The sequence below is a fragment of the Brevibacillus sp. AY1 genome, assembly GCF_029870785.1.
GTDB lineage: Bacteria > Bacillota > Bacilli > Brevibacillales > Brevibacillaceae > Brevibacillus > Brevibacillus invocatus.
In genome coordinates this window covers 1-13,369 of record NZ_JAFLPN010000064.1, presented here as the reverse complement: position 1 = coordinate 13,369, position 13,369 = coordinate 1, and the positions used below count along the sequence as shown (strand labels likewise).

Annotated in this window: 22 protein-coding genes; 12 read left to right on the top strand and 10 right to left on the bottom strand. The window is 45.6% G+C overall.

All coding sequences use genetic code 11. The annotated features are described in order from the left end of the window. Window positions 1-407: 407 nt before the first annotated feature. Window positions 408-641, bottom strand: a complete 234-nt coding sequence (locus JZI27_RS23810; RefSeq protein WP_122911413.1) for a hypothetical protein — start codon at window positions 639-641, stop codon at window positions 408-410. 142 nt (window positions 642-783) lie between these two features. Here JZI27_RS23810 and JZI27_RS23805 point away from each other — a divergent pair, with 142 nt between their 5' ends. The 3 genes from JZI27_RS23805 (at window position 784) to JZI27_RS23795 (ending at window position 1,734) form a co-directional block, all read left to right on the top strand. Beyond that, complete coding sequence (locus tag JZI27_RS23805; RefSeq protein ID WP_280209653.1) at window positions 784-996, top strand: hypothetical protein; 213 nt, start codon at window positions 784-786, stop codon at window positions 994-996. After that, entirely contained in the window at window positions 980-1,327 is a 348-nt protein-coding gene (locus JZI27_RS23800) for a hypothetical protein (RefSeq protein WP_280209651.1), read from the top strand. The genes JZI27_RS23805 and JZI27_RS23800 overlap by 17 nt, the downstream gene beginning before the upstream one ends. Window positions 1,328-1,458: 131 nt before the next feature. Then, window positions 1,459-1,734, top strand: coding sequence for a hypothetical protein (locus tag JZI27_RS23795; protein WP_280209649.1), 276 nt, complete (start codon window positions 1,459-1,461; stop codon window positions 1,732-1,734). A gap of 240 nt (window positions 1,735-1,974) precedes the next feature. On the opposite strand, the gene JZI27_RS23790 is transcribed toward JZI27_RS23795, so the two are convergent. The 5 genes from JZI27_RS23790 to JZI27_RS23770 form a co-directional block, all read right to left on the bottom strand. Continuing rightward, on the bottom strand, window positions 1,975-2,667 hold the full coding sequence (locus tag JZI27_RS23790; RefSeq protein WP_280209647.1) for a hypothetical protein: 693 nt from the start codon (window positions 2,665-2,667) through the stop codon (window positions 1,975-1,977). A 178-nt stretch (window positions 2,668-2,845) separates the two neighbouring features. Continuing rightward, a complete protein-coding gene (locus JZI27_RS23785; RefSeq protein WP_122911418.1) occupies window positions 2,846-3,586 on the bottom strand; it encodes an amino acid ABC transporter ATP-binding protein in 741 nt (246 codons plus the stop codon). 14 nt (window positions 3,587-3,600) lie between these two features. Further along, entirely contained in the window at window positions 3,601-4,260 is a 660-nt protein-coding gene (locus JZI27_RS23780; RefSeq protein WP_280209645.1) for an amino acid ABC transporter permease, read from the bottom strand. Window positions 4,261-4,393: 133 nt separating this feature from the next. After that, on the bottom strand, window positions 4,394-5,212 hold the full coding sequence (locus tag JZI27_RS23775; protein WP_280209643.1) for an amino acid ABC transporter substrate-binding protein: 819 nt from the start codon (window positions 5,210-5,212) through the stop codon (window positions 4,394-4,396). 204 nt (window positions 5,213-5,416) lie between these two features. After that, window positions 5,417-5,869: a GNAT family N-acetyltransferase gene (locus tag JZI27_RS23770; RefSeq protein WP_122911421.1), complete on the bottom strand. Its 453-nt coding sequence runs from the start codon at window positions 5,867-5,869 to the stop codon at window positions 5,417-5,419. A gap of 174 nt (window positions 5,870-6,043) precedes the next feature. Here JZI27_RS23770 and JZI27_RS23765 point away from each other — a divergent pair, with 174 nt between their 5' ends. Genes JZI27_RS23765 through JZI27_RS24960 form a run of 5 tightly spaced genes read left to right on the top strand, consistent with a single transcriptional unit; the run spans window position 6,044 to window position 8,306 of the window. Further along, the gene (locus JZI27_RS23765) at window positions 6,044-6,646 is read left to right on the top strand and encodes a bifunctional transcriptional activator/DNA repair enzyme AdaA (RefSeq protein WP_280209641.1); all 603 of its coding nucleotides are present in this window, start codon (window positions 6,044-6,046) and stop codon (window positions 6,644-6,646) included. Window positions 6,647-6,694: 48 nt separating this feature from the next. After that, window positions 6,695-7,516 carry an SPL family radical SAM protein gene (locus JZI27_RS23760; protein ID WP_280209639.1) on the top strand — a complete coding sequence of 274 codons (822 nt, stop codon included), beginning with the start codon at window positions 6,695-6,697 and terminating at the stop codon, window positions 7,514-7,516. Between the two features lie 9 nt (window positions 7,517-7,525). Beyond that, entirely contained in the window at window positions 7,526-7,837 is a 312-nt protein-coding gene (locus tag JZI27_RS24970) for a DUF421 domain-containing protein (protein ID WP_338075429.1), read from the top strand. Next, entirely contained in the window at window positions 7,822-7,968 is a 147-nt protein-coding gene (locus JZI27_RS24965; RefSeq protein ID WP_338075926.1) for a YetF domain-containing protein, read from the top strand. Before JZI27_RS24970 ends, JZI27_RS24965 begins: the two co-directional genes overlap by 16 nt. A 59-nt stretch (window positions 7,969-8,027) precedes the next feature. Continuing rightward, a complete protein-coding gene (locus JZI27_RS24960; RefSeq protein WP_338075431.1) occupies window positions 8,028-8,306 on the top strand; it encodes a DUF421 domain-containing protein in 279 nt (92 codons plus the stop codon). A gap of 5 nt (window positions 8,307-8,311) precedes the next feature. Here JZI27_RS24960 and JZI27_RS23750 read toward each other — a convergent pair whose 3' ends face one another. Both JZI27_RS23750 and JZI27_RS23745 read right to left on the bottom strand, forming a co-directional pair. After that, window positions 8,312-9,073 (bottom strand): hypothetical protein, encoded by a 762-nt coding sequence (locus tag JZI27_RS23750; protein WP_251245178.1) that lies wholly within the window; start codon window positions 9,071-9,073, stop codon window positions 8,312-8,314. A gap of 324 nt (window positions 9,074-9,397) precedes the next feature. After that, complete coding sequence (locus tag JZI27_RS23745) at window positions 9,398-9,538, bottom strand: hypothetical protein (RefSeq protein WP_251245177.1); 141 nt, start codon at window positions 9,536-9,538, stop codon at window positions 9,398-9,400. A 147-nt stretch (window positions 9,539-9,685) separates the two neighbouring features. On the opposite strand from JZI27_RS23745, the gene JZI27_RS23740 reads away from it, so the two are divergent. The 4 genes from JZI27_RS23740 to JZI27_RS23725 all read left to right on the top strand — a co-directional run bounded on the left by JZI27_RS23740 (window position 9,686) and on the right by JZI27_RS23725 (window position 11,994). Next, window positions 9,686-10,399, top strand: coding sequence for an AAA family ATPase (locus JZI27_RS23740; RefSeq protein WP_122911407.1), 714 nt, complete (start codon window positions 9,686-9,688; stop codon window positions 10,397-10,399). A 134-nt stretch (window positions 10,400-10,533) separates the two neighbouring features. Then, window positions 10,534-11,034: a sigma-70 family RNA polymerase sigma factor gene (locus JZI27_RS23735; protein ID WP_251245176.1), complete on the top strand. Its 501-nt coding sequence runs from the start codon at window positions 10,534-10,536 to the stop codon at window positions 11,032-11,034. A gap of 61 nt (window positions 11,035-11,095) precedes the next feature. Continuing rightward, a complete protein-coding gene (locus JZI27_RS23730) occupies window positions 11,096-11,551 on the top strand; it encodes a hypothetical protein (protein WP_280209635.1) in 456 nt (151 codons plus the stop codon). Between the two features lie 20 nt (window positions 11,552-11,571). Beyond that, window positions 11,572-11,994, top strand: coding sequence for a DUF2785 domain-containing protein (locus JZI27_RS23725; protein ID WP_280209633.1), 423 nt, complete (start codon window positions 11,572-11,574; stop codon window positions 11,992-11,994). A gap of 113 nt (window positions 11,995-12,107) precedes the next feature. Here the strand turns inward: JZI27_RS23725 and JZI27_RS23720 are convergent, their stop codons facing one another. Both JZI27_RS23720 and JZI27_RS23715 read right to left on the bottom strand, forming a co-directional pair. Next, entirely contained in the window at window positions 12,108-12,716 is a 609-nt protein-coding gene (locus tag JZI27_RS23720) for a uridine kinase family protein (protein WP_412850245.1), read from the bottom strand. Window positions 12,717-12,829: 113 nt separating this feature from the next. After that, window positions 12,830-13,153, bottom strand: a complete 324-nt coding sequence (locus JZI27_RS23715) for a MazG nucleotide pyrophosphohydrolase domain-containing protein (protein WP_280209631.1) — start codon at window positions 13,151-13,153, stop codon at window positions 12,830-12,832. Window positions 13,154-13,369 lie beyond the last annotated feature (216 nt).

Sequence of the window (13,369 nt, the reverse complement as noted above, 5' to 3'; positions counted from 1 at the left end):
CATTTTACACGAATCAATCATGGGCCATTTTTTTGCCTTTGGTTAGGTGTCGCACTTCATATTACAATCCGTCATGCTCAAAAAACCTTGAGCCCGTAGGGCTCTAATTTATGAAATTGATTCACACAAAAAAATTTACATTCCCGCTTCCTTGTCTTATAATGGACATTAGGAGTCACCTCCAGTTCTCATAAGTTTTGGTTGCACTTAACTTATTAGAGATTTGGGGAGGTACTCCTTTTTCTATGCTCAAAAAACCTTGAGCCCGTAGGGCTCTAATTTATGAAATTGATTCACATGAGTACATTTACGAAATTGACAAGTTGATTTTGTATATATCATGATTATGTGTACTGATTGACCTCTTTATGATATATACGTTTTCTCGTCATTTCTTACTGTATAACTTACGCTTCGTCCCACAAGTCAAACATTTTGGCTTGTGGGACTTTCTTTCTTACTGCATCGTAAATAAGCTTCCGGGTTGACTTTGTTGGATTCTGAGTTTTTTTGCCAATGGAAAAAATTCGCGTCAACGTATCCATGCTTAGGTTTGTTTCATTTGCAATATAAGAGTGACTAATTCCATGCAGATCGAGATATTTTCCTGCTTTTGTCCGTGGTTTATTGAGACCTGACATTCTCCTCACCTCATCCCCAGTGTGGACAAGGTTGTAAAAAAATATTCGGAGAAAGCCGAATATTGGACAATCCGTACCGCATCAGACTAGTAGCACAGCGCCACTCAACACAGCGCTGCACAACACCATAGGAGGGATAGGGATGGCCACTGAGAGAAAGCCGGTATGCTTTAACATCGACGATCCGCTGGAAAGGGAACTGTGGGAGGTAGCAAAAGGACTCAACTTTAGTGGATGGGTAAAACTGCAGCTACGACCACTGGTGCAGGCCAAGACTGATCAACGTATCAAAAAAGGCGTTGGTGTGCCTGAGCCAATCAGAAAGGTGGTGTCTTCCGATGGCAACCAAGCGTAGATATTACCGAGCTGACCGTGGACTTCCTTTTGTCGAATTGGACTACGATGGCCAGGATGACGACACTGATGAAGGGATGACGGAGAGCAACGTCAGGACTGGATTCTGGGCTGTTCTGGCCGTTCTCACCTTCGGCATGGCGCTGTCCATCGCTCAAACGGTGTATACCCCGTCAGACATTGGCGGCAGTTATCGTGTGGTTTCGGTCAGCAAAGGACGCCTGCATGCGGAAGATACATCAACAGGAAAGAGAGTCAGCTTTCCAGATCAGGAGTTGGTTAAGGCTGCTCTCAGCGGCAAGATTAAGCGCGGTGACGTAATTCGAAGTTGATGGCGCTGTGCAGCGCTGAATATCCTCCAACAGATACTCAGGTCCTCTCAGTGTGCAGTGTGCTGAATGATGTTTTTGTATCAAGGTATTTTTCAGACGATTTTGATTTGAAAGTGGAGGGGGAGGAGTGTATGGATATTGGGGAGACTTTCTTAGAGCTGCCGCGCGTGACATCGACCCATTCCAGGGTCATGTATGGCAACTTGCTGCAGATCGCAGATAACCTGGACTTTCGGGATCCGGTGTTTGCGGGAAGAGCCAAACGGAATAGATCAGTGGGGAGCGCTCAGGCTTTTGTGGTAGAGCTGGCCCTTGCGGATAAAGCGTTTCGTGATCGGATAAAACGATACATGATCGCAGGTGGAAAGCAATTCGTCTACACGGCTGATTACATGGATCGATACTAAAACGAAACCCGCCTCCTATATTTGGGGCGGGCCTTTCTTACTTTTATGCTTATGTATTACGGTTTTTCGTAATGCTTACTATTGCTGCTAAATATAAAACTGAGAAAACTATGGCCCTTAGAAATGAGTTGTCTGCTGTATCGTTATTGTATATTGAAACAGATATCAATACAACCACGCACCCAATTATATAAACTAGAAGGCCATATAATATTCTTTTAAGCATTATCCTCCACCTCATTAATAGTCAAAGCTGTCATAATCAGGTGACGCCATTTCAATGTCAGCTGCGTAGCTCACTGACATCTCTACAGAAGGTCTTGATCCACTTGAGAAACCAACATTAATACCACTAGCTTGAATTTGAACATGTCCATATTCCCCTACTACATTCGCCGAACCGTCATCATCATCTTTGTATACTTTTGCAGTTAATACTATTTCATCTTCATCTCTTCCAACTAGTAGGTCAATATCATAGGCTATGCCTCCTTCTGGATCTACATCATTTAGTGTGACAACATCTCGTTTCGCCCCAAAGCTAAACATAACATAGCAGTCATCATCATACAAAGTAAAATCGTCTGACCATGCCAGAGCGATCGCATCTGTAAATTCATAAACAGGATTCGTTAACCATTCTCCGGTTGCAACAGATTTAAAGTTATCTTTTCCTGACTTCTCATAAATTCTTTTCGCAACCACAGTCATTTCAAAATCGTCTGGATCTAAAGTTCTTGTGCCAATTTCATCTTCATTACCGGTATCGAGGTTTCTGGAAACCTTTTTAATACTGACAATCTCCCCATCTTCTTTACTTAATTCATAAATCATAGCATCTGACAGACTATCGATCTGGTCTTGTGAAATATAGTCAGGGGTAACAATCCAATCTTTTTCGATTGCTGCCCACTTATCAGGGGGAATATTCATGGATTTTGACTTTCCGAGCATCGCTTTACATGCAGTTCTTTTTACCTATCTTTCTATCGGATTTCTCTTTTTATTCACAGAGTACAAACATTTGAAAAAGAAATAAACGCTCAAAAAAAACAGCTTCGGCTGTATAAGCCAAAGCTGGTGAAAAGCAGTCCGTCCTTTTCTTTTAAGATCATACCCGTTGCAGGAAGGCCTTTGCCCGCTCCGTTTTCGGATTGGTGAAAAAGGACTCCGGCTCGCCTGATTCAATGAATTCGCCATTGTCCATAAACATGACCCGGTTGGCTACCTCGCGAGCAAAGCCCATCTCATGCGTAACCACAATCATGGTCATATGCTCTTCAGCCAGCTGCTTGATCACCTGGAGCACCTCTCCTGTCAATTCCGGGTCGAGAGCTGAGGTCGGTTCGTCGAACAGCAAAATTTCCGGCTTCATCATCAAGGCGCGGGCGATCGCTACGCGCTGCTTTTGTCCGCCTGACAGCTTCGCTGGGTAAGCGCCTGCTTTATCAGACAAGCCCACTTTAGCCAGAAGCTCCTCACTTCTCTTCCGAATCTCTGCTTCCCCTTCTCCTTTAACGATCTTCGGTGCCAGCTCCAGATTTTCTTTGACCGTCAAATGCGGAAACAGGTTGAAATGCTGAAATACCATTCCCATCTTGGAAGTCATTCGCTTGATTTCCTGACTGGTTGCATACGTCCCATCCTGCACCAGATACTCAGTGCCTACCTGGATGCTTCCACCGTTGATCTGCTCCAGGTAAACGAGGCTGCGCAGCATGGTACTTTTTCCTGAACCGGAGGGACCAATGATTGCAACCACATCGTTTTTCTCGATCTCAAAGGTCACATTCTTCAGGACTTCCAGATTGCCGTAGGACTTTTTAAGATTTGAAACACGCATGATCGCCATATCTGCCAATCCCTCTATTCAAATTTGGTTCTTTTTTCAAGCCACTTAAAGAAGAGTGTCAATAGAAGAGTCATCAATAAATAAATGATACCCGCCACGAAAAACGGCATGATGGTGAAGTCACGGTTTACCGCTGTTTGAGCGAAGTGCAATAGCTCTGGAACGGCTACGGCATAAAGCAAGGCTGTATCCTTTACCAGAGAAATCGATTCATTGGAGACTGCCGGCAGGGCAACGCGAAACATCTGTGGCAAAATGATCTTAGTCGTGGTCTGCCACTTGTTGAACCCTAAAACCTGAGCCGCCTCGTACTGACCTTTGTCAATCGCCAGCAGTCCACCCCGGAAGATTTCTGCGAAGTACGCCGCGTAGTTGAGGATAAACCCGACACAGGCAGCGACGAATCGGTCCATTACCAGATACTCGCCGACCACCGGAAGAAGGGGCAATCCGAAACAGATGAACAACAGCTGCAACAAGAGCGGCGTTCCACGCAATACGTAAATGTAAGTATGGGCAAAGGCTGCCAGTCCCTTGTTGCTGCTCTTCGCCATCAGTGTAATCAAAAATCCCAAAGGAATAGAGACGATGATAGCAATGAAAAACAAAAGAACAGTCATCTGCGCGCCTTGCAGCATGGGTATGGTGATTCTGATGAGATAATCGATGCTCATTCTTGTCTGCTCCTATTTAAGAACTTGGCTTACTTGGCTTGCATACGGTCAGAAAATGCTTCGTGACAAAAAATCGAAAGCAAAACCGGATCGATCTTGCCATCCGGTTTTGCTCTTTTCATGCCTATCCTGCTTATTTCAACACGCGGTCTTCTCCAAACCACTTCTCCGAAATTTTTGCAGCGGTACCATCTGCGCTGAGCTCATCGAGGGCTTTTTGCAGTTCTTCCAAGAGTGCTTCATTGCCTTTTTTCACACCAATTCCGTACTGCTCTGGCGCCAGGGAATCCTCCAGGAATTTGAAGGTGCCTTCATCTTTTGCCATGTAGTAATCCGCTACTACCTGGTCAATGACAACAGCATCGATACGGCCGATCTTCAAGTCATTCAATGCCAGCACGTTGTCAGCGAACTCTGTAGTGGTTTTGATTTTATCCTTCACCGGATGTGCGTTCAAAGCATCAGCTGCGGAAGACAACTTTTGCAGGCCGACTGTTTTATCAGCCAGATCGTCGATTTTTTTCAACTCGGATTTCGTGAGGGTGACGATCACTTGTGCATTTTCCAAATAAGGCTTGGTAAACAATACCTTCTCTTTTCGCTCGTCGGTAATGGTATATCCATTCCAGATCAAGTCAATGCGGCCGCTGTTCAGCTCAGACTCTTTGGAGCTCCAGTCAATCGGTTGGAAAACGATCTCTTTCCCCATCTTTTCACCAGCTGCTTTGGCATAGTCAATATCAAAGCCAACCAGTTCATTATTATCATCTCGAAAACCCATAGGTGCGAATTTGTCATCGATCCCAACAACCAGTTTAGCGGCAGTCTCTCCGGCTGGTGCATTAGCCGCCCCGTTTCCAGCATCTGTTGTATTGGCAGGTGCACCAGAGCATCCGACAACGAGAGAGAACACAGTTCCCATAATCAGGCTCAATTTTGCTAACTTCTTCATGTTGATCCCCCTACTATCTCTTTTAGTCTATTAAAGTGGTAATACGTTAACAAGTTCTCATGATAGCACAGGAATAAGTAAGAGTCGAGAGTTACAGAAATAAACAGAGTTCACTTTGTATTGCGAAAAATAAGGACGATGGCATGCCAAAAAAAGTGGTTCCTTATACAGGACCACTTGTCGACAGATCATGTCTCGCACAATCTACAGCTTTTTCCCCATACAGATGCTTTCTTCGAGATCCACGTAAGGACCGTATTTGCTGATCTCTTTGTAGCCTAATTGGGTGTACAAGGCTACCGCTTCAGGCTGTCTTGTTCCCGTCTCCAGTTTGGCTTCTGTATTCCCCTCTTCCACGGCCCATGCTTCCAGCTCCTTGAGGATCTGCTTGGCAATTCCCTTCCCCCTAGCCTCCTCCATCACGAACATCCTTTTGATCTCGACGATTCCTGGATCATCTGTCTGACGATAACAGCCGCAGCCCACAGCTCTGTCTGCCTCATAGGCCAAGACAACGCTTGCTTCCAAAGCAATCCGATTATGAGGCGCATATTGCTGCTGTGTTTGTGGGTATCGTTTCCACAGGTCTTTATCCAGCATTTCCACGAGCTTGTTAAAATCACTGCTGTCTGGAGACGTCCTTCTGATCGTGATCATCGTCCAACCCTCTCCTTCTGTTTTGCATATTCCTCAATATAACACGGAGAAGGCTCCTCCACCATCTTTATATGTCAGAAAACCTAACACAAACTTTCGATATCTTGCTTTTCTACTCATGGAACGATACAAATACCGCCCGTGCAGGATATACTGTAACTGGAGGTGAGGGATATGGAACGAGAAAACAACGTCTTGGACAGTAAGTGGGCATTGACCGATGAACGCTGGCAAGCCATTCTTCTCAACGATGCCTCGTATGATGATCAGTTCATTTATGCGGTCAAAACGACCGGGATTTTTTGCAAGCCCTCCTGTAAATCCAAAGACCCTAAAAAAGAAAATGTCCGTATTTTCCAAAATGCCCAGCATGCATTGTCCGCTCAATTTCGTCCCTGCAAGCGATGCAAGCCTACTGGGCAACGCTTGCCAGACTACGACTGGGTAGAACAAATCACACATTTTATCGAAATGAACTACCGTGAAAAACTGACTCTCGATACATTGGCCGATATGTGTCATGGAAGCCCGTATCACTTGCATCGTACGTTCAAACGAATCAAGGGCGTGACGCCAGTGGAATACATCCAGCAATGGAGGATCAACCAAGCCATCACTGCCTTGCTGCATTCAGAGGAACCCATCGCAGCCATTGCTTCGTCAGTAGGAATTCCGAACACCCCCTACTTCATCACACTCTTTCGTAAGATGACTGGGATGACACCGGCAGAATTCCGCCTCTTCAACAAGAGGAATGGCCGAGCGGAGACCCCCTGAAGGTCATCCGTATACGCAACTAAATTCCGCTAAAAATGGGGGATGAAGATGAAACCAGAGATCTTCTACAAACATCCAAAGACCCTTCTCAATAAAGGCACGGGTTTTTTGACTGACTACACCCACTCTCTTAATCCCTACACCGGTTGCTCCTTTGGCTGCTCGTACTGCTATGTCCGTCAGATGCCCGTTTCGCTCTTTCACGAAAAGGAATGGGGCACATGGGTCCATATCAAGGAAGGAGCTGCCTCCCTCCTGCGAAAAGAGCTGCCACGCGCCAAGGCAAAAGGGAAGGTCACGATCTTTATGTCTTCCAGCACTGATCCTTATCAACCCATAGAGTTCTCGGCGAATGTCACGAGATCCTTACTGGAGGTCATGATCGAGCATCCCCCCGATTTTCTGTTCGTCCAGACCCGAAGTCCGCTGGTGCGCAGGGACATCGATCTGTTGCTCTTGATGAAGGATCGCGTGCGGGTGAGTATGACAGTGGAAACAGACCTGGAAGATATTCGCAAGGCTTTTACACCAGATGCACCTCCCCTTTCCGCGCGCTTCAAGACCCTTGAGCTTTTGGCTGAAGCCGGAGTGCCTACGCAGGCGACCATCGCTCCACTGCTTCCGAGCAGTGAGCAGTTTGCGCACAAGCTGCGGCCACTGGTTCAACGTGTTTGCATCGACGACTATTTTATGGGGGACGGCAGTGGCGGCAAAAGAACAAAAAAGCTGGGGATCTCCTCCCTGTACGAAAAGCTGGGCTTGAGAGAATGGTATGATCCAGCCGCATACCGCATCGTCTACGACAGGCTGAAAAGCGTTTTTCCAGAAGAACAGCTCTTTTTGAGTCAGGAGGGGTTTACTCCTTCATGAAACCCCTTCATGTCGACAAGCACTGGTTTGTTTCAAAACGGAAACGGAGATACTGGAAATAAATGGAATGGAATGAAAAATACCATTGGTGGTGTACAAATGGATTCCCAGATTTTCGAAATTGTCCTCCGCTCCATTCTTGCCTTCTCCATTATGATGATCATTGCTCGAATCCTCGGAAAGCCGACGATCTCACAACTGACCTATCACGATTTTGTTGTGACGATTACATTAGGAGCCTTGACTGCGAATTTGACCTTTAACACACGGCTCTCCTTACCTTCACTGTCATTGCTTATGTCCTCATGTATCTTGCAATGAAGAGCCGAAGGATTCGCAAATGGGTAGCCGGAGAGCCTACAGTCCTTATTGAAAATGGAAAGATACTGGAAGGCAATATACAAAAACAAAAGTTAACGCTGGATACCCTGATTCAAGAGCTGCGCGAATAAAATATTTTCGACGTAAGCTGAAAGTTAGAAGAAAGCAGCTCTTTCCGGTTGAACTGATCATGGACGGACAAATAATCGGGGATAACTTGAAAAGCAGTGGATTATCACGTGAATGGCTTATTGCCCAGCTAGAAAAAGAGGACACTCTCCAGAACGCGTCAATTATGCCGTTAGAAGTACCAATGGCTCGCTCTATATTGATTCCTTTGAAGATCACATCCGTCATCCGATCGATCGGGAATAATCGAGGCACATATCGATGTGAAATAAAAAATACAGCCTCCTTACCTAGAGGCTGCTTGCGGTTGCTATTTAATCGAAATAATTGCCAAAGATGATTGAGTTAAATGGCTTTCATCACATAACCATCCACCGGGGATATGTAATAGGTGGTTCCCTCACAATCGAATTGATAAAAGCGCCCAAACTCACCGGGCGTATTTTCCATTGTCTTCGTCCCTACATATTGGACGGAGGTTACGGGATTTTCAAAGCGCGGAAATTGCTTCATGTAAGTCGTCGCTTCCTCAATGGACAACTGGAATCCCTCTTTAGGGATCTCCTCGCGCTGTCTTTCATCGAGTAGCCATTTCCCTTCACTGTTGATCAACGTGCTAATCTCATAGTACCCGCTGTTCAATTCGTTCGCGAAACCCATGTTTTGCACCACGATGCGATCGGACGTTTGTTCGAGAATCTTCGTACGTGCCTCTAATGCACCTGGTTCATAGTAAAAGAGATACATAGCAGTCAGCCCGGTACGAACCTTATAAAATTCCTCTAGCTGTTCCAGATCCATAAAGTGGTCTGTCATGTGACTTCGCAGATTTTTCCGAAAATCCTCGTAGGGAAGATCATATGTTTGAGCTTCCTCCAACTGTTCAAAATAATGGTTGGAGATCTCCAGCAATCGATTGGCAACCCATTCGGCGCTCTTTGCTTCTGCTACTACGGTTTGCGCCTGTGCTGCGGGAGCGAGACTCGCATCCGTACCTGGTGCTTCAGACACAGTTTCTGTCTGTTCCTGGGGCTCTGCTTCCTGTTTCGTACATCCCATCACGAGAAGAATCATGGCCAGCAAAAGTAGGGTCACGAGTTGTTTCATCGTTTCCTCCATTGTGTGCGACATTTGGCTCGATTTTCAATTTGCCTTGAAATCTGCTTCCTCACAAGAAAGCTGCAAGTTGAACATTCCTGTATGATCATTCCATGCCATCAATGACTCGAGTCTACCACTATCTTACCAGTCTCGTACATGTTTTTGCTCAAATTTAGGTCTCTTTCCGTGCTAAATAGAAAAAAAGACCCTCGTTGGCAGCGAGGGGTTAAAAAGGCTCTTAACAGTGTACTACCATTAGTATGTCCGGAAATCATAGAGATTATTCTGTTGATTTCCGCTTATTAACTTTCTGTAGAATCGTTATTCTCCCTAGCAAATACAGGTTTTTCTCTTACGCCCCACTAGCCCTTTTCCCTCTATCTTTTCCAGATACGTTGTGGCCATCGGGACATTACAAGCGGTATCGCCGACATCGACATGAACCGTGCCAATCGAATCGGCTACTTTCATGGCTTCCTCGTATAAGGAAGCTATTGAAGCTCCTACAGCAATCACACAGCCATTCATCAACAGATAGTTCGGTACGCTCAAGTGGTTGAAGCAACGGAAATCCGATATGATAATGAATAGAAATAGATAGATGTGGAGTTGAGTTGCATGTATCTAAGAAGTCTTGAACTCCTGCGGGGGAATATACCTGACCGGGATTCCTATCCTTTTTCCATCCCTGCTGTACGAGCTGGTGCTTCCCTGTCCTTTCGAAGCAACGTCACCTTTTTCGTGGGAGAAAACGGTTCAGGGAAATCTACCATTCTTGAAGCGATTGCCTACCAATGCGGTTTTCATACGGCTGGTGGCGGAAAAAATAACTACTACGAGGTAGACGCTTCCCAGTCCGCGCTCGGCGACTATATCCGACTCTCCTGGATGCCGAAAATCTCGAACGGTTTTTTTATGCGAGCAGAGACGTTCTATCATTTTGCTTCCTATCTGGACACTATGCCGGAAGGCCTGCGGCACTACGGTGGACGCTCCTTGCATGAACAATCGCACGGAGAAGCGTTCCTCTCTCTTTTTAATCACCGCTTCGGGAAAAAGGCGATCTATTTGCTGGACGAGCCGGAAGCTGCCTTGTCCCCTGCACGCCAACTGGCGCTACTGCGCATCATCAAAGAACTGGAGAACGACGCACAGTTTATCATTGCGACCCACTCTCCCATCCTGCTCGGGTATCCGGATGCACAAATTCTGGATTTCGACACCCATCCCATTGCTGAAATTCGCTATGAAGACACGCTTCATTACATTTTGACTAGACGATTTCTCGAGAACAGGTACAGAGTCTTGGAGGAGTTGTTTGAGGAAGACTGATCGTTGCCTTCTTGATCCTGCCCCGTTATAGGTGCAGGATTTTTTTTCGTGTTGTAATGGAACCTCCTATTTCGCGTACTAACTGATGAATTGCTTAGCGGATAAGTAAAATTCCTTGGAAAGGAGTTTCCCCCTTGCAAGAGCGCGCGATCCCTCATCCATATATTCAAAAGGAGCTGCTTAGCTCTATCGACGCTGAAGCTACGTTCACGTTGATTTTCGAAACCTATTACAAAAGAATTTACAACTACATCCACTATCGTGTGAATTGCCATTTTACTGCCGAGGATCTGACCAGCCAGGTCTTTGAGAAAACGATGAATAAAATCAATACCTACTCGCCTAGCAAATCTCCCTTTGAGGTATGGCTGTTTGCCATAGCCAGAAATGTAGTGAACGACCATTATCGAGGTCAAAAGAAATGGGATTTGTTTTCGCTGGATGGTCTAAAAGAGCTTGTCTCCGGGAGAAAAGGCCCCGAAAGCTTGGTCATTCAAGGGGAAGTAAACGACCGATTGCAGCAGGCCCTCCAAACACTCCATACCAGGGAGAGAAATATGCTTGCCTTAAAATTTGGCGCTGAGCTGAAAAACACGGAAATCTCGCAGCTCATGGTATCACGGAGGACAACGTAGGCGTCATTTTGTACCGTACGATGAAAAAATTAAGAAAAACACTGGGGAGTGTGGAGCTGGAATGAGTCAAAAAAAGCAGCATCAAGGATTTGCGGAAGAGTGGGATTCCTTTTTAAAGGACGACCAAAAGAAAGCCCTGCACTCCGCAGAATATCGGGAGCTGTTTGAGATCGGCCAACTGCTGGCAAACCAGGATTACAGCAAGCAGGGTGACAAAAAGGCGATCTACCTTGCCCTTCTGAACAAAGCGGATAGCGAAAAGGAGAAAAGAAATATGAAGACAAACAAACGTATTTGGAAAAGCTTTGCGACGGCTGTGGCTTCCGTAGCCCTGATCGGAGGAATTAGTTTACCTGTCATTCAGCCTACCTTTGCATCCGAAGTCATGGGAAAAATTTTGCACACCATCTCACTCGGACATATCACCATCTCACAAATGGAGGCACCTCCTGAAAACATCGCTGTTTCGATCCCTGAAAATAGCCTTTTCTGCAGGAGGAAGACATTCACGAACTAAAGGAAAGGATTTTCAACTACGTGGAACAAGAAAAGGATCTTCGGGGACACGTCGATGAAAAAGGATGGGCCCACGCCGTCGCTCATGCTGCTGATGCTCTCGATGATTTGGCTCAATGCCCAGAGCTCGATAAATCGGACCTTCTAAAGATTCTCGACCTCATACGAACAAAAGTCACTGTCACACAGACGACATATATACACGCAGAAGATGAGCGAATGGTAACAGCCGTTATGTCTGTATTAGACCGAAACGTACTAAACAAGGAAGAAATCCTTCTGTGGATCAACAGCTTTTCCGATCTACTTGTCGCAGATTCTTATATCGACGCCTATGCACAGAAGATCAACGTAAAGCATTTCTTTCGGAGTCTTTACTTTCGCCTTCACGATCATGGGAAGTACCCAGAGACAGTCCAAACCCTTTTACAACTAAGCAAATAAAAAGACAAACTATTGGCAAAGACATTGTGAAAAAGTTCTGTATTCAACGCGAATTCTTCACTGCCTGCTTGCTTCTTGGGATGTAGAAAAGCTACCGGCCCCACGAATAGGCTTTATTTAAGCAACTTGGTTCCGTCTATCAGAATATCTGCTCGTTTTTCAGGTTGCTGTTCTTTCACATATACATCTTCCGAGATCATCCAGTCGTTTTCCCAACGTTCCCGCGCTGCTTCTCCATCTCTTTCCAATCCTCTTGCTAGCCTGGTTTTCCTTGGGCAATCTACCCAAATCTTCAAATCATAATCGTTTTTCAATTCATTTCGAGTAGCGTATACGCCCTCGACGATAACAACTCCCCCAACAGGCACTGTATGCCATTCTTCCAATTGATCGTTATCCCAATCATAACGCTGGTAAAGCCCTTCCCGATCATTATGCAGCGGTACAAGCACTTGATCCCTCATTCGCTCCCAGTCATAATCGGCTCCTATCGGTTTGTTTTGAGGTTTTTCCTTTATGATCTGTTGAGAAGGTAGATAGAAATCGTCCATATGTACAATCACACATTGAGTACAATTGCTTGCGATTACTTCTGCCAACGTGCTTTTTCCTGATCCTCCGCAACCATCAATCCCTATTAGCAATGTAGAGCTTCTTCTGGAGAGTCGTGCTATCCAGTCAGTGAGCTCATCGAGGTATTCAACTTGACACTTCTTTTCCAAGTTGCTCAAGCTCCTTTCCGCTCTTACAAATCCCCTAACCATTACCAGTATATTCTTCAATTTCACCCGTTATTTTGCTGATTTCCCGAGTCCATTGCTTTAAAGCAAAGCATCTATTCATGATCAGCATAACGAGCCAATAGCTTTTGTCGATGTGAATGGAAGATCTCCTCTATTGAAAGATCATACTTGTTTGCAATGACAATGACATTCCCCAGAACATCCCCTAATTCTTCCACTAATTCTTGCTTTAACTCTGCTTGAGACCCAACGCTTTCATCTGGTCGGTCTCGGCCAATCTCCAGGGCTCTGATGGCTCTTGCAACCTCCCCTGTTTCTTCGGCAAGAAAGCCAATCCGGGTAAAGATATCCAGCTTTGACCATCCTCTTGTCTCATAGTATTCTTTTACCCAATTCTGAAATTCTGTAAGGTTCACAATACCTGCCTCCCATCCTTCTGACATTATAGCAAAAAGGAGCTTCCAACGATTCGTCCTTTGCAAAGCAGTAAGCTCTCCCTTTTGCCAAAGAAGGACAAAATAAAAGCCCCGCTAAAAGCAGGGTTTCCTCGAAAAGTATAGGCGTAAGCGTCAAATAGCCCACACCTTGTCGCCAAGATGTGGGCTGATCTATGCTGGAATCAAGATTTGAAC

What these genes read in the sequence shown, in the direction of transcription:
- JZI27_RS23810 (WP_122911413.1), bottom strand. Translation starts at nt 641, where the DNA reads ATGTCAGGTCTCAATAAACCACGGACAAAAGCAGGAAAATATCTCGAT.
- JZI27_RS23805 (WP_280209653.1), top strand. Translation starts at nt 784, where the DNA reads ATGGCCACTGAGAGAAAGCCGGTATGCTTTAACATCGACGATCCGCTG.
- JZI27_RS23800 (WP_280209651.1), top strand. Translation starts at nt 980, where the DNA reads ATGGCAACCAAGCGTAGATATTACCGAGCTGACCGTGGACTTCCTTTT.
- JZI27_RS23795 (WP_280209649.1), top strand. Translation starts at nt 1,459, where the DNA reads ATGGATATTGGGGAGACTTTCTTAGAGCTGCCGCGCGTGACATCGACC.
- JZI27_RS23790 (WP_280209647.1), bottom strand. Translation starts at nt 2,667, where the DNA reads ATGAATATTCCCCCTGATAAGTGGGCAGCAATCGAAAAAGATTGGATT.
- JZI27_RS23785 (WP_122911418.1), bottom strand. Translation starts at nt 3,586, where the DNA reads ATGGCGATCATGCGTGTTTCAAATCTTAAAAAGTCCTACGGCAATCTG.
- JZI27_RS23780 (WP_280209645.1), bottom strand. Translation starts at nt 4,260, where the DNA reads ATGAGCATCGATTATCTCATCAGAATCACCATACCCATGCTGCAAGGC.
- JZI27_RS23775 (WP_280209643.1), bottom strand. Translation starts at nt 5,212, where the DNA reads ATGAAGAAGTTAGCAAAATTGAGCCTGATTATGGGAACTGTGTTCTCT.
- JZI27_RS23770 (WP_122911421.1), bottom strand. Translation starts at nt 5,869, where the DNA reads ATGATCACGATCAGAAGGACGTCTCCAGACAGCAGTGATTTTAACAAG.
- JZI27_RS23765 (WP_280209641.1), top strand. Translation starts at nt 6,044, where the DNA reads ATGGAACGAGAAAACAACGTCTTGGACAGTAAGTGGGCATTGACCGAT.
- JZI27_RS23760 (WP_280209639.1), top strand. Translation starts at nt 6,695, where the DNA reads ATGAAACCAGAGATCTTCTACAAACATCCAAAGACCCTTCTCAATAAA.
- JZI27_RS24970 (WP_338075429.1), top strand. Translation starts at nt 7,526, where the DNA reads ATGTCGACAAGCACTGGTTTGTTTCAAAACGGAAACGGAGATACTGGA.
- JZI27_RS24965 (WP_338075926.1), top strand. Translation starts at nt 7,822, where the DNA reads ATGTATCTTGCAATGAAGAGCCGAAGGATTCGCAAATGGGTAGCCGGA.
- JZI27_RS24960 (WP_338075431.1), top strand. Translation starts at nt 8,028, where the DNA reads ATGGACGGACAAATAATCGGGGATAACTTGAAAAGCAGTGGATTATCA.
- JZI27_RS23750 (WP_251245178.1), bottom strand. Translation starts at nt 9,073, where the DNA reads ATGAAACAACTCGTGACCCTACTTTTGCTGGCCATGATTCTTCTCGTG.
- JZI27_RS23745 (WP_251245177.1), bottom strand. Translation starts at nt 9,538, where the DNA reads ATGAAAGTAGCCGATTCGATTGGCACGGTTCATGTCGATGTCGGCGAT.
- JZI27_RS23740 (WP_122911407.1), top strand. Translation starts at nt 9,686, where the DNA reads ATGTATCTAAGAAGTCTTGAACTCCTGCGGGGGAATATACCTGACCGG.
- JZI27_RS23730 (WP_280209635.1), top strand. Translation starts at nt 11,096, where the DNA reads ATGAGTCAAAAAAAGCAGCATCAAGGATTTGCGGAAGAGTGGGATTCC.